General features: G+C 35.9%; 13 protein-coding genes. 8 read left to right on the top strand and 5 right to left on the bottom strand.

Annotation, left to right across the window (positions count from 1 at the left end):
• Nucleotides 1–165: 165 nt before the first annotated feature.
• Entirely contained in the window at nt 166–1,368 is a 1,203-nt protein-coding gene (locus tag DN392_RS01740; RefSeq protein ID WP_048562484.1) for an MFS transporter, read from the bottom strand.
• Between the two features lie 319 nt (nt 1,369–1,687).
• Between DN392_RS01740 and DN392_RS01730 the strand changes: the two genes are divergently transcribed.
• The 7 genes from DN392_RS01730 (at nt 1,688) to DN392_RS01700 (ending at nt 8,250) form a co-directional block, all read left to right on the top strand.
• Complete coding sequence (locus tag DN392_RS01730) at nt 1,688–2,776, top strand: DUF871 domain-containing protein (protein WP_001253361.1); 1,089 nt, start codon at nt 1,688–1,690, stop codon at nt 2,774–2,776.
• Between the two features lie 76 nt (nt 2,777–2,852).
• Nucleotides 2,853–4,793: a BglG family transcription antiterminator gene (locus DN392_RS01725; protein ID WP_064056186.1), complete on the top strand. Its 1,941-nt coding sequence runs from the start codon at nt 2,853–2,855 to the stop codon at nt 4,791–4,793.
• 110 nt (nt 4,794–4,903) lie between these two features.
• Nucleotides 4,904–5,224, top strand: coding sequence for a PTS lactose/cellobiose transporter subunit IIA (locus DN392_RS01720; protein ID WP_000131328.1), 321 nt, complete (start codon nt 4,904–4,906; stop codon nt 5,222–5,224).
• A gap of 1 nt (nt 5,225) precedes the next feature.
• Nucleotides 5,226–5,531, top strand: a complete 306-nt coding sequence (locus DN392_RS01715) for a PTS sugar transporter subunit IIB (RefSeq protein ID WP_149237897.1) — start codon at nt 5,226–5,228, stop codon at nt 5,529–5,531.
• 79 nt (nt 5,532–5,610) lie between these two features.
• Nucleotides 5,611–6,921: a PTS sugar transporter subunit IIC gene (locus DN392_RS01710; protein ID WP_001013048.1), complete on the top strand. Its 1,311-nt coding sequence runs from the start codon at nt 5,611–5,613 to the stop codon at nt 6,919–6,921.
• Complete coding sequence (locus DN392_RS01705) at nt 6,897–7,175, top strand: hypothetical protein (RefSeq protein ID WP_000900028.1); 279 nt, start codon at nt 6,897–6,899, stop codon at nt 7,173–7,175. The genes DN392_RS01710 and DN392_RS01705 overlap by 25 nt, the downstream gene beginning before the upstream one ends.
• Nucleotides 7,165–8,250: a DUF871 domain-containing protein gene (locus DN392_RS01700; RefSeq protein WP_000440087.1), complete on the top strand. Its 1,086-nt coding sequence runs from the start codon at nt 7,165–7,167 to the stop codon at nt 8,248–8,250. Before DN392_RS01705 ends, DN392_RS01700 begins: the two co-directional genes overlap by 11 nt.
• 269 nt (nt 8,251–8,519) lie before the next feature.
• On the opposite strand, the gene entC is transcribed toward DN392_RS01700, so the two are convergent.
• From entC to DN392_RS01675, 4 genes are all read right to left on the bottom strand, one after another.
• The gene (gene entC, locus DN392_RS01690) at nt 8,520–9,911 is read right to left on the bottom strand and encodes a cell wall-binding protein EntC (RefSeq protein ID WP_149237896.1); all 1,392 of its coding nucleotides are present in this window, start codon (nt 9,909–9,911) and stop codon (nt 8,520–8,522) included.
• 601 nt (nt 9,912–10,512) lie between these two features.
• Nucleotides 10,513–11,664: an ABC transporter permease gene (locus DN392_RS01685; RefSeq protein WP_472926190.1), complete on the bottom strand. Its 1,152-nt coding sequence runs from the start codon at nt 11,662–11,664 to the stop codon at nt 10,513–10,515.
• A 26-nt stretch (nt 11,665–11,690) separates the two neighbouring features.
• Nucleotides 11,691–12,365, bottom strand: coding sequence for an ABC transporter ATP-binding protein (locus tag DN392_RS01680; RefSeq protein ID WP_000609098.1), 675 nt, complete (start codon nt 12,363–12,365; stop codon nt 11,691–11,693).
• Complete coding sequence (locus DN392_RS01675) at nt 12,362–13,465, bottom strand: efflux RND transporter periplasmic adaptor subunit (protein WP_061672633.1); 1,104 nt, start codon at nt 13,463–13,465, stop codon at nt 12,362–12,364. The genes DN392_RS01680 and DN392_RS01675 overlap by 4 nt, the downstream gene beginning before the upstream one ends.
• Before the next feature lie 211 nt (nt 13,466–13,676).
• Here DN392_RS01675 and DN392_RS01670 point away from each other — a divergent pair, with 211 nt between their 5' ends.
• The gene (locus DN392_RS01670; RefSeq protein ID WP_016089205.1) at nt 13,677–14,411 is read left to right on the top strand and encodes a YwaF family protein; all 735 of its coding nucleotides are present in this window, start codon (nt 13,677–13,679) and stop codon (nt 14,409–14,411) included.
• The last annotated feature ends 67 nt before the right edge of the window (nt 14,412–14,478 follow it).

Below are 14,478 nucleotides of genomic sequence, written 5' to 3'. Positions count from 1 at the left end.
AATTTTGTAAATAAATCACACTTTTTAGAATAGTATTGTTCAGGTGGATATGAAGGAAAGCGTCTGCGAGTTCATCGTATATTTTTTGATGAAAGTTAAAAAAATATGTAGGAAAATGCATGTGGTTTTATAACAGCAAAAATACGATAAAAAAAGCCACTGAAATTATCCAGCAGCTTTTTCTCTGTTTTTATCTCCATGCTTTTGCTTTCTTATACTTGTAATGTAAATGAACAGGAAAGCAATAAGTAATAGAGAGGAATAACGATATACAGTTGCGTAGTTTGTAAAATGTGCAATGAATCCAAAAATAATCGCGCCAGCACCAATTCCAAGGTCAAATGCGGAGAAAAATGTAGCTGTTGCAACTCCTCGTCGGTGCGGTGCTACTCGGTCAATCATCCATGCTTGTAGTGCAGGTTGAATCGCTCCAAAACCACTTCCGTAGCATGCTGCTGCAATAATTAAACTCGGAATTGTAGTTGTATACGACAGTAAAATAATACCTGTAAACGTAATGATAACTCCTGGAATAATAACAAATGCATGACCTTTCGCATCGTATAACTTTCCAGAAAACGGACGAGTGACAGCGATTGCAAGTGCATTAAATAAGAAGAAGAGGCTTATATCAGCAATTCCGACTTCCGTAGCAAATAATGTAATAAAGCTTCCGATTCCGCCGTACATTAATGTAATACATAATATTAATAATGAAGGAAGTAAAGCTTTGCGCTCAATAAATCCATCGAGAAAAGTACCAGATGTTTGCTGTGGTGGTTGCGGCGATTTTTTGATTTGAAGTAGTTTCGTTAATATTAATGAAACAATTGTACATGAAAGTGCACATAAAAAAAGAATCGTGAAGTTATATGTTTGCATGAGCCAAAGTCCGATAAGTGGACCGAGCGCCATTGCAATCGTTCCAGAAAGACCGAAATATCCCATGCCTTCTCCGCGGCGAGCTTGTGGAATTAAATCTGAAACGACAGTTCCATATGTAGTCGTTGTAATACCAAAACCAGCCCCGTGTAAAATTCGAACGGCAAGTAATAGGAAGACGGTTGAAGCGAAAAGATAACTGCCCATAGCGAGTAAACAAATAGCAGTACCGATCATTAAAATGATTTTTTTATTAAATTTTTGCAAGGCATTTCCAGTTAGCGGTCTAACAAAAAGTGCCGCCACGGTAAACATGCCGACAACAAATCCGATATTGGAACTTGTGCCGCCAATTTCTTTCACATAAACAGGTAAAGTAGGAATTAACATTTGAAACCCTAAAAACATACATAAGTTTGCAAAAATTAAAGCGACAAACTCTTTCGTCCATAACGATTCTCGTTTTACGAGTATTGCTTCTCCCATATATTCATCCCCTATATAAAATTTTCTCTTTTCTTTCGAGTATATGTATTGGTCAATGTAACAGTCAAGGAAGGTGCCTTGAAAACGTATAACAATTTTCGAGGTGGAAAAACTGACAAATTTGTGTAAAAGCTACACAACTATGAAAAAAAGTTGTAAAGTATAGATGTATAGACTTGTAGTTGTTATGAATGATAGAAGTTGTTTTTTCTTTAAAGAAAGCGGATTCAAAAAGTAGTGAATGAGAAGGGGATATATACTTTTTCACTACACATATTTGAAAAGGTTTACAAAACAATGAAGAAAGAGGCGTGTACATATGAGACGATTAGGTATTTCTATTTATCCAGAACATTCAACAGTAGAGAAAGATAAGGAATATTTAACATTAGCAAGTAAATACGGATTTACTCGTGTATTCACATGCTTATTGTCTGTAGATGGAGAAAAAGAGAAAATTATAGAAGAGTTTAAAGAAACAATCTCTCATGCAAATGCATTAGGGTTCCAAGTATTAGTTGATATTAGTCCGTCTGTTTTTACACAATTAGGTATTTCATATAATGATTTATCTTTCTTCCATGAGTTAGGAGCGTACGGTATTCGTTTAGATGTCGGTTTCTCTGGTTTAGAAGAATCGATTATGACTTACAATCCATACGGCTTAAAAATTGAAATTAATATGAGTAACGGTACGAAATATGTAGATAACATTATGAGCCATAGACCAAACCGTGAAAATTTAATTGGTTGCCATAATTTTTATCCGCATCGTTATTCAGGATTATCATACGATCATTTCATTAAATGCTCGAAACAATTTAAAGATTACGGTATGAGAACGGCTGCGTTTATTTCATCCTTTGATGCAACGTACGGACCTTGGCCAGTAACAGAAGGGTTATGTACGTTAGAGCAGCATCGTGAATTACCGATGACAACACAAGCGAAGCATTTATTTGCGACAGAGTTAATTGATGATGTTATTATTGCGAACGCGTATGCATCAGCAGAAGAATTACAAGCACTAGGTGCATTAAATAAAGAGAAACAAACATTTGATATAGGATTATATGATACAACAACAGAACTAGAAAAAATTATCGTATTAGACGAGCCTCATTTTTATCGTGGAGATGTATCTGAATATATGATTCGCTCGACACAAAGTCGTGTGAAATATAAGAAAGAAGAGTTCAAACCGCATAATACACGCGAAATTAAACGCGGTGATCTTTTAATTGATAATGAACAGTATGGTCAATATAAAGGTGAATTACAAATTGCGTTAAAAGATATGGTGAACACAGGAAAAACAAATGTAGTTGGCCGAATTGTAGAAGAAGAAATTTTCTTATTAGATTATTTACAAGCATGGGATAAATTCGGATTTACATTAAAGAAATAGATAAAATGAAAAAGGAAAAAACTACTGACTTCAGCAGCTTTTTCCTTTTTATATATAAATTGTGAGAGGAAGAGCTATGACAAAAGTGCATCAGCGATTAATTTCTATTTTAGAGGAGTTTTTAGAAGAGAAGTCGATGTTAAATCGAGCTTTTTTAGCGAGCCGTTTACATGTATCAACGAAGACGATTCAAAAAGATATAAAATTATTAAATGATATATTGGAAGAAAACGGGGCGAAAATTGAATCGCAAAGAGGGACTGGATACGAACTAGAAATTATACAAACGAAGAAGTTTGAAGAGTTTTGCGTGGGTTTATTTCAAAAACAGACGGAAAAGATCCCAACTTCTTATGAAGAAAGGATAGCGTACATTCTGCAACGTATTGTAACGACAGAAGGGTATGTGAAGCTTTCACAGTTAGCAGAGGAGATTTATGTGAGTAAATCGACTGTAAATTTAATTATGAAAGATGTGACAGATATATGTGGTCGCTATCAATTACAAATTGAAAAGAGACCGTATTATGGTATACGTATTGTGGGAGAGGAGTTTCATATTCGGTCTTGTTTATCACAATATGGTTTACCGCGCTATGATCATACTCCGTTTCATGAGCAATTTGAGCAGAGGGATACATATTTATCGTTACCTCATATCCCACTTATCCGTTCGGTTATATTAAAGTATATCGAGGGAGGAACGATATATTTATCAGATATTGAAATTGATAATTTAGTCATTCATATTGCAATTGCAATAAGGCGTTGTGAAAATCAACATTATATGAAAGGGCTGAATGCGGAGCAATCAGAACTTATCATAAAGAAAGAATATACAATTGCGAAACAGATTGTAGGAGATTTAGAGAAAGAGTTGCATCTTTCATTTCCAGAAGAAGAAGTTTTATATGTGACGATGCATTTATTGAGTACTGCTGTTACAGCGAGAGATCGTTATGAAAATGTGGAAGAACTATTAGGGAAAGATCTATATGCATTTATGCAACATATTCTTTTTAAAGTAGCGGAAGAACGGAATCTTATTTTTTATTATGATGAAGAATTATTATTTGGATTTGGTGTTCATTTAAAAACGTTATTAAACCGTTTGAAGTATAAGTTAAATACGAGAAATCCTCTTTTGGCAGAAGTGAAAAAGAATTATCCGTATGCTTTTGAAATTGCGGTTCTCGTTGGAGATATAATTGGTTATTATACGGGAGAATCGATTCCAGAAAGTGAAATTGGTTATATTGCGATTCACTTCGGGGGAGCGATGAGTCGTTTACAGGAACAGAATCAAAAGAAAAGATGTTTACTAGTTTGTGCGACTGGTCAAGGAAGCGCCCAGCTATTGAAATATAAAATTCTATCACAGTTCCAAGATAAATTAGAGATTGTAGGGATTACAGGTTATTATCAATTGAAAGTGGAAGAACTTTATAAAGATAAAATAGATTGTATCATTAGTACGATTCATATACCGAGTGGTTTGCCTGTGCCTGTTATAAAAGTGAACTCAATATTTGATGATAAAGAGATTAAGTCAATCGGTCAGCAGTTGTTTACGCATGTGAATACTAGTGTGCAGCAGTATATAAAGGAAGATTTGATCTTTTTAAATCATAGCGCTTCTACGAAGGAAGAGGTTATTCAGTTTTTATGTGAGAAAGCTGCTGAGAAAAACTATGTACCAGAAAAATTTTATGATTCTGTTATGGAAAGAGAGAATACATCTCCGACAGCCGTTGGGAATTTAGTTGCAATTCCACATCCGATGCAGTTATTAAGTGAGAAAACATTTTTGATGTTTTGTACACTTAATAAAGCGGTTGACTGGGGAGATAAGAAAGTACAAGTTATTATTTTATTTAGTGTAAAGCGCAATAATAATGAAGATTTACAAAAGCTTTATGATTTTTTATATGATATTATGTCTAGTCAGCATACGATAGAGAAATTAACTCAGGCTGGAATGATTGAAGAATTTCAAGAGATTTTACTATCGTTTTGAAAAAGTATATAAAAACTTCCGTTACACAACGGAAGTTTTTTATGTTTAATTGTATGCGTTTTCATAATAAGATAACAATATAGAAAAAAGATAGCTTGGGGGAATTTAAAATGACTGATATGCAAACTCCATTTGCGTTAATTTTACATGGTGGCAATGCGAGAAGCGCGGCGCTTGAAGCAATTGCTTTTGCAAGACAAGGAGATTTTGAGAATGCGAGCGAAAAGATGACACTTGCTAGTGAAGAGATTTCGGCAGCTCATCGCATTCAAACAGACTTAATTCAAGAAGAAGCAAGAGGAAATCATGCAGAAATCAGTTTACTGTTAGTGCATGCACAAGATCATTTAATGAATGCAATTACAGTGAAAGAACTTGCTGAAGAATTTATTACTCTTCATAAACGAGTAGAAGAGAAAGTGACAGTATAAGATGTACATTTTATTATGTTGTGCAGCAGGCATGTCAACGAGTATGGTTGTAAGAAAAATGCAAGAAGAGGCAAAGAAACAAGGGAAGGATTATAAAATTAAAGCAGTTGATTCAGAACTTGTGAAACTGGAAATAAAAAATGCTGATGTTGTTTTAATCGGACCACAAGTGAAGTATTTGTTTCCAGCGGTACAGTTTCTTGCGAAATCACACGATATACCGGTTGCAATAATAGAACAAAGAGATTATGGCATGTGTGACGGTTTAAAAGTACTGAAACAAGCAGAACAATTAGTTTTAGCATAATTATATTTTTTTAAATATAAACATTATAATGTTATAACTTTTTGTCCTTACGTAGTAAAGAGAAAGAGGAGGGGTATTGATGAATGGTTTTATGAGTTTTATGGAACAAAAGATTATGCCAACAACGCAAAAGATTGCAGGACAACGACATTTATTAGCAATTCGAAACGGAGTTATTTCTACATTGCCGTTAACGATTGTCGGATCATTTTTCGTTATCTTTTTAAATTTACCAATTGATGCATATATGGAATGGATTGCACCATTTCGCCATATTTTAGATATTCCATTCCGGTTTACAGTAGGTTTAATGGCGTTATACGCAGCATTTGGGGTAGGAGCTTCACTCGCAAACTTTTATCAGCTCAATCAGTTAAGTGCAGGGTTGTTATCTGTACTCGCCTTTTTACTAGCATCAGTTGAACCAATTCAAATTACGAAAGCTGTACCAGGTGTTATTGATGCAGGAAGATACATTTCAGTAGGAACATTAAGTGCAACGTCTTTATTCGGCGCAATTGTTACAGCTTTAATTGCAGTAGAAATTTATCACTTTATGATTAAGCATAATATCTCGATTAAATTACCAGACAGTGTACCACCAGCAGTTGCAAACTCGTTTGCAGCATTAATTCCAACTTTAGTCGTTATTCTTTTATTCTGGGGTATTCGTTACGGTTTAAAATTCGATGTAAATACAACAATCACATATTTAATCGCACCACTAAAATCAGTATTAGTAGGAAATAATTTATTCGGCGGTTTATTAACAGTATTCTTAATCGTGTTCTTCTGGTCATTCGGTATACATGGCCCTGCGATTTTAGGACCAATTATTCGTCCAATGTGGGATTCAGCAATTCTTGAAAATATGGAAGTATTCACAGCTACAGGAAATGCACATCAATTACCAAACTTATTTACAGAGCAATTTATTCAATGGTTCGTATGGATCGGTGGATCAGGCTCAACGTTAGCTTTAGTTATTATGTTTATGTTCTCTAAATCTAAGTTCCTAAAAGAGTTAGGTAGATTATCATTCGTACCAGGTTTATTCAATATTAACGAACCAATTATTTTCGGGGCACCAATTGTAATGAACCCAATCTTAATTATTCCATTCGTTATTACACCGTTAGTGACAACGACAGTATCATATTTTGCAGTTGTTTCAGGCATGATTCCGCTCATGATGGCGAAACTGCCATTTACGATGTTAGCACCAATTGCAGCGATTATTAGTACAGACTGGACAATTATGGCTGGTGTACTTGTACTTGTTAACTTTGTGATCTCATTCGTTATTTACTATCCATTCTTCAAAATGTATGAGAAACAGCAATTAGCAGGAGAGGAGAAAACAGAATGCTCGGAGCAATTATCATCTTAATTACATTTGTAGCGGGGCAGTGTATTGCACATTATTCAAAATGGGTACAAAGTAAATCTTTATTAGTGTTACTACTCATATCAATTTTATTTATCGGTAGTTCAATGGGTGCATATGTAATGCTAAGCTTACAATCACCGTACGTAATTATTGTACCAACGATTTTATGTGCCACATGTTTATCTGCAAAATATAGATTTACGAGCATGGCATTAATACAACGTGTGAAGGAGATGCAAAAGCATGGAGCGTAAATTAGGAATTTCACTTTATCCAGAGCATTCAACGAAAGAACAAGATATGGCATACATTTCGGCAGCGGCACGCCACGGTTTTTCAAGAATATTCACATGTCTATTATCTGTGAATCGTCCAAAAGAAGAAATTGTAGCTGAATTTAAAGAAATTATTAATCATGCAAAAGATAACAATATGGAAGTTATTTTAGATGTAGCTCCGGCAGTATTCGATCAACTTGGTATTAGCTATAGTGATCTATCATTCTTTGCAGAGTTAGGTGCAGACGGTATTCGTTTAGATCTAGGATTTGACGGATTAACAGAAGCGAAAATGACGAATAATCCGTATGGCTTAAAAATTGAGCTAAACGTAAGTAACGATATTGCATACTTAGAGAATATCCTTTCGCACCAGGCGAATAAACCAGCTTTAATTGGCTGTCATAACTTCTATCCACAAAAATTCACTGGTCTTCCATATGATTATTTCATTCGCTGTAGTGAACGCTTTAAAAAGCATGGCATTCGCACGGCAGCCTTTATTACGTCCCATGCAGCCGACATCGGTCCATGGGATATTAATGACGGATTATGTACGTTAGAACAACATCGTAACTTACCGATTGAAGTACAAGCGAAACATTTATGGGCAACAGGGCTTATTGATGATGTGATTATCGGAAATGCTTATGCGAATGAAGAAGAGTTAGAGAAACTAGGAAACTTAAATCGTTACATGTTACAGCTGAAAGTACACTTTGTGGAAGAAGCGACTGAAGTAGAAAAGAAAGCGACACTGCAAGAATTACACGTAAGACGCGGCGATATAACAGAATATATGGTACGTTCTACAGAAGTGCGTAAAAAGTATAAAGACTATGACTTCCCAGTGCGCGAAAGTGTACGACAGGAAAGAGGGCAAGTTGTAATTGGAAACAACTCATTCGGTAAGTATAAAGGTGAACTGCAAATCATTCTAAAAGAAATGCCGATAGATGAACGGAAAAATATTGTCGGTACAATTGCGGAAGAAGAGTTATTCTTATTAGATTATGTAGGAGCTTGGACGCAGTTTACTTGTGTGGAATAGGGAAGTATAGGGGGCTGTCCGAATTTTGGGCAGCCTTTTTATCATAAAGTACTTTTCAATGTCAAAGTTTGTCGGTAAATCGATATTCCTTGTCGAATCGTTGATATAGTATAAGTTACGATAGATATATTCGGAAAATCGTGGATATATTGTAGGTTACGATAGATATATTTGAAAAATCGTGGATATAATTTCAGGTAGAGTATATTTTCCTTTAGAAGGAACGCAAAAAAAGTCAGCCTCAATGAGACTGACCTTTTTTATACGAACTAGTTTAATACTTTAACTGTAACTGTTTTACGTCCCCAGTTACTTGATGTACCTTTATCAGGCATTAAAACGTCAATTTTATTTCCTTTAATAGCTCCACCAGTATCACCAGCGATTGCTACTCCGTAACCTTCAACCCATACTTTTGAACCTAATGGAATTACACTTGGGTCAACTGCAATAAGTTTCATATTTGGATTTGCTGTTAAGTTGTGACCTAAAGCTGATTTTACTTGGTCGCCTGCTTTATAACCATTTTCAAGTGGATCTGCTGTGTAAGCTGTTGCTACAACACGTAACTCACGAGAAGATGATGGTGCACTTGTTTCAGTTTCTTTTGCAACAGGTTGTTGTGTAGCTGGTTTTTGAGCTTTAGCCGCTTCACGAGCTTCAGCTGCTTCTTGAGCTTTAGCTGCTTCACGAGCTTTAGCTGCCTCTTGAGCTTTAGCCGCTGCTTGAGCTTCAGCTGCTGCCTCGGCTTTAGCTGCTTCACGAGCTTTAGCTGCTTCTTGAGCTTTAGCCGCTGCTTGAGCTTCAGCTGCTGCCTCGGCTTTAGCTGCTTCACGAGCTTTAGCTGCTTCCCCGGCCTTAGCTTCTGCTTGAGCCTCAGCTTCTGCCTGAGCTTTAGCTGCTTCACGAGCTTTAGCCGCTTCTTGTGCTTTAGCTTCTGCTTGAGCCTCAGCTGCTTCACGAGCTTTAGTTGCTTCTTGTGCTTTAGCTTTTGCTTGAGTTTCAGCTACCTCACCGGCTTTAACTGCTTCACGAACTTTAGCTGTATCTTGAACTTTAGTTGTTTTTTCAACTTTAACTGCTGGCTGAACTTTAACTGGAGCTTTACCTGTTAAGTAAGGAACGTGAACATAAGCTGTTTTTCCGTTATATTCAAATTGAATCCAGTCATTTTGTACTTGGTGTGTTGTTTCAATTACATCATCTTGTTTCAATTTACCAAGAATTTCTGAGTCTGTGTTTGCACCAGCACGTACGTTTAATACGTTTGCTGTTACGTAGTAAGTGTCTTTTGTATAGTCAGCGCTAATGAAAGCTTCTTTACCGCTATTCAATTTCACTTTTGACCATCCGTTTTCTGTATGTAAAACGTTAACTTTATATCCATCTAATAACTTTCCGACAACTTGTGATTCAGTAGTTGGGTTTTCTCGTACATTTAGTACATCAGTCGTTACGATTGTTTCTGCTTTAGCAGATGTTGTGAAAATCCCAAGACCAAAAACCGCTGCTGTTGCTATACCCATAAATTTTTTCATAATAGCCTCCATTGCATTTGTTTTCGTTGACCTCATTATAGCAACCATTATTTTCTTATTTGCGAAAAACATAGAATTACAAAGCTTTCGTAACGGGGCGTTAATATTCTGTAATAATTCCAGTAATATCCTAAAAGCGCTTTCTTATAGTTTTTAGGGGAGGTTTGAGCATAAGATGCATAAAAAGGGGAGTATTTCAATTTCTAATAGGTTAACAATGTTTCAGTATTATTACGTAATAATTTCGTAGTCGTTACAAAAATGGCGTATTTTGCTGTTAGAACAGGTGATTAGTTATGTAAAAATAACTATTTTCGCTGTGGAGAGATTGAAATGAGGTGAAATTTAATGAAATATCGTTATAATTGTTACAAAATAAGTCGAGGTATGGAAAAAATTACGCCTTGATTTTAGTCTGTCACATATTATTTTTGCAATAATAGGATTCTATAATAGCTTTAGTAGGTTAAAATAATTAAAGATGTTGATAACGTGAAACATATATAATAGAAGAAACACGATTTAATAGATAAAGTGAAACTTTAATCAGTGGGGGGGATTCTTCCTCCCCCACTGATTATTAGTTGAACCAATTGGGCTTTTATGGGCAGTTGATCCCCCACCTAAATTCTTTGCTTTCGCTGAATTTTGAGGTGGGGGTCTTACTGCCCATTAAAGCGGGATAAATAAAAAGCGTAGGAGTGTAAAATCCTACGCTTTTTATTTATTCATATCGTAAACATTCAATTGGATCCAGTTTTGCAGCTTTGTTAGCTGGAAGTAAACCGAATATAATACCGATTAACATTGAGATACCTACTGCAAGAAGTCCAAGTTCTTTTGAGACAACGAGTGGCCATCCAGCAAAGATTGAGACGATCCAAGCGAAGAAGATACCGAGCATGAATCCGATGAAACCACCGAGTCCTGTTAAAATACAAGATTCAATTAAGAATTGTGTTAATACTTTACCGCGCGTTGCACCAAGTGCTTTACGAATACCAATCTCACGTGTACGTTCTGTTACAGATACAAGCATGATGTTCATTACGCCGATACCACCAACAAGTAAGGAGATAGCAGCAATACCACCGAATACCATTTTCATCATGCCAATGGATTCGTCTAATTGCTTCGTAAATTCACCTAAATCTTGTGCTTCGAATTTGTGCTCAAATTTAGGAGCTTTCATTTCGTTTAAAACAGAAACGGCTTGTTTTTCTACACTTTTACGTTCTGTTGGAGAGGTCATCGTTAATCTTACAGAGTCATACTCATTTACTCCTGAAATGACAGGCGCGTTTTCAAGTGATGTGTAACCTTCAGGCATAGCCATTCCGAACTCATTTTTCGTTTCGTATACACCGACTATTTTATACGGCTTTCCTTTTATATCTGTGTATTGATTTGATTCCCAACCACTAAATAATTTGTTGAAAGCTTCTTCATTTAATATAATAGCAGGGATTGCTTGGTTTAATTCGCTGTCGTTTAATTCACGACCGTGAACTAATTTTATTTTCGAATCTGTCATAAAGGCGCCTGTTCCACCTTTTAAATCAAGATTTACATCTTTTGAACCAGCAGATGCTTTTACTTTCATACTTACATCTGGATACACATCTTTAACGCCTGGTACGGTTTGAAGACGGTTTAGCATATCAGGTGTGATTTTGGCACTATCCGTTCCATAATCAGGATTGTTGTAGTAAATCGTTACTTCATTATCTTTTCCTTGGCCTAACTCTTTTTTAAACTTTGCGTTAGTACCATCACCCATTGAAATGATAGTAATGATGGCACTAATACCGATAATAATACCTAACATCGTTAAGATAGAACGCATTTTGTGGGCAAAGATAGAGGAAAGGGCCATGCGTATATTTTCACTCGTGTTCAAAATTAACCTCTCCAATCTTGGACGATGTTTCCGTCACGAATTACAATTTGCCTTGCTGCAGCTTCCCCAATTTCACGATCATGGGTAATCATAATGATTGTTGAGCCTTGTTTGTTTAATTCGTAAAAGAGATCCATAATTTGTGTACTTGTTTTCGTATCAAGTGCTCCTGTCGGTTCATCGGCTAAAATGAACTTTGGATTATTTACGATTGCACGTGCGACTGCGACACGCTGTTTTTGTCCACCTGATAATTCGTTCGGTAGGTGAGTAGCACGATCAGCTAAACCTACTTTTGTTAAAGCGGCTAATGAGCGCTCGCGTCTTTCTTTTTTATCGACTCCAGCGTAAATAAGAGGTAGCTCTACATTTTGAAGTGCTGTAAGTCTTGGTAATAACATGAAGTTTTGGAATACGAACCCAATCTCTTTATTACGAACGCGTGCAAGTTCTGTCTCAGACATGTTTGAAATATTTTGACCAGCTAGTTCATACGCACCTGTCGTTGGTTTATCTAAGCAACCGATAATGTTCATTAGTGTTGATTTACCAGAACCAGATGGTCCCATAATAGAAGTGAATTCTCCTTGGTTCAGTGTTACGTCAATGCCGTGTAATATTTGAACGGATTCTGCACCATTTTGGAAAGATTTCGTGATGCCTTTTAAGTTAATCATCGGGCGACGACCTCCATACCATCTTTTAAGTCTTTTTCAGGTTTAGAGATAATTTGCTCTCCTTTTTTCACTCCAGAAACTTTTGCTTCGCTATCAGTCTCGAATTCAACAGTAACAGCTTGTTCTTTCGCTTTACCGTCTTTTACAACGAAGACAACATTTTTGTCACCTTTTTTCACGATGCTGCTTTTCGGAACAATCGTACCAGTTGCTTCGCCAGATTTACTTGTTACGTAAACGTGGAAGCCGTTTTGTAATTCTTCACTATTATCTAATGTGACAGTGAATTGATAGTTAGAAACTGTTTTGTTTTCATCCATGCTCTTTAATGGTGTAGAACCGATTTCTGTTACTTTTCCTGTCCAAGTCTTACCAGCGACCGTTTTTGATGAAACAGTTACTTCTTGCCCGACTTTCATACTAGCAAGCTCATATTCAGAAAGTTGACCTTTTACTTTAAATGGCCCAGCGTGGCGAAGTGTAATGCCGCTCATACCTGTTTTTTCATCAGCAGTTTTCACGATATCATCAATTACGCCATCAGCAGGACTTGTTACAGAAAGATTGCTTACTCTCTCTTTTGCTGCTTTAATCATTTCATCAGATTTTTCAACTTCAAACTTTTTCATTTCAAGTTGCGATTCTAATTGTTGCACTTCGATTTCTGAAGCTTTTAATGCTTCAGCAGGAAGGCCTGCATTTTTATCTTTTTGTAATTTTTGTTTCGCTGCATCAATCTGTTTTTGGAACAATGTTACTTCTTTTTGTGCGATTTTCTTTTGCATTTCTGCTTCTGTTACACCTTGTTTCGCAGTAGGATCATTATATTTAAATAGAAGCTGTCCTTTTTTTACTTCGTCACCTTTTTTTACAGCTAATTCGTACGTACCTTTTGTTGGATCAAATGAAATTGTTTCGATGCCGTTTGGAATGACTTCACCGCCAAATTTTTGCGCGTTTTCAATTTGTTTTTCTGTTACTTTATATCCGCTATATGCCATTGCTACTTCTGAACTACCGCCAGCAAATGCAAAATATGATCCAGCTGCAATACCGATTGCTACTACACTAGTAATTAACACTTTATTTTTCTTCTTCATCTATTTATCACCTTTTCGCTCGTTTTAGTATCTACATTAAGTATAGAAGAGGTGAAGAATCTGACAAATCGTTTTAGCTTACAATAACCTTACAGTTTTGTAAGGTATGAATATGTAAATGTAAGGTAGAGGTTGTCCCAGCCTAAGCAAATGAATTGACTCGTTGTTTCTTTCTTACAATAATATTGTATGAAGGAGAGGAGGAAGGAAGATGGAAGCTTATTTTAGTGCGCATCCATTAAAACCATTTATTCCATACTCAAGGCAACATGCCATTATATTATTTATTATGTTGGTGGGGATCATTTTTCTGTATCAATACCAAGATATATTACGTCAAAGTGAGTGGAATATAACGGTTCGATATGTGATTGCATTTTTATTTATTGGAAGCGAAATTGGGCTTCATATGTGGGAATGGAAAGCAGGGATTTTTGAACTAGGCACTTCATTACCATTTGAGTTATGTACGATTAGTTTATTGTTAGCATCGATTATGATTGTAACGAAAAGTTACCGCATATATGAGATTGTATTTTTTACGGGAATTATTGGTGCATCACAAGCTATGTTAACACCAAACTTGCAATATGCTTTTCCGCATTTTCGTTTCATTGAATATTTTATCGCGCATATATTGCTCATTTGGGCACCACTCTTTATGACTTGGGTGGAAGGATATCGTCCGACAGTACAATCTATTAAACGCACAATGATATTTTTAAACATATTGATTCCAATTGTTTCGTTTGTGAATTACAAAACAGGCGGTAATTATATGTTTTTAGCTCGTAAGCCAGAAACAGCTTCATTACTCGATATGTTAGGGCCGCACCCTTACTATATTATTTCATTAGAACTCGCAGCGCTTATTGGATGTTTTATTTTGTATATGCCGTTTGCGAAAAGAGAAGGGCATGCGCATAAAGAATCACTAGGATCATAACCTAGTGATTTTTTTTATATAAATATTTACAATTCAGAAAATTAAGAATAAAATTAGAGGGTAAATT

This window comes from Bacillus sp. BB51/4, from assembly GCF_008368845.1.
Taxonomy (GTDB): Bacteria; Bacillota; Bacilli; order Bacillales; family Bacillaceae_G; genus Bacillus_A; species Bacillus_A wiedmannii.
The sequence above is the reverse complement of the archived record's forward strand: the minus strand, read 5'-3'. Positions and strand labels throughout refer to the sequence as shown.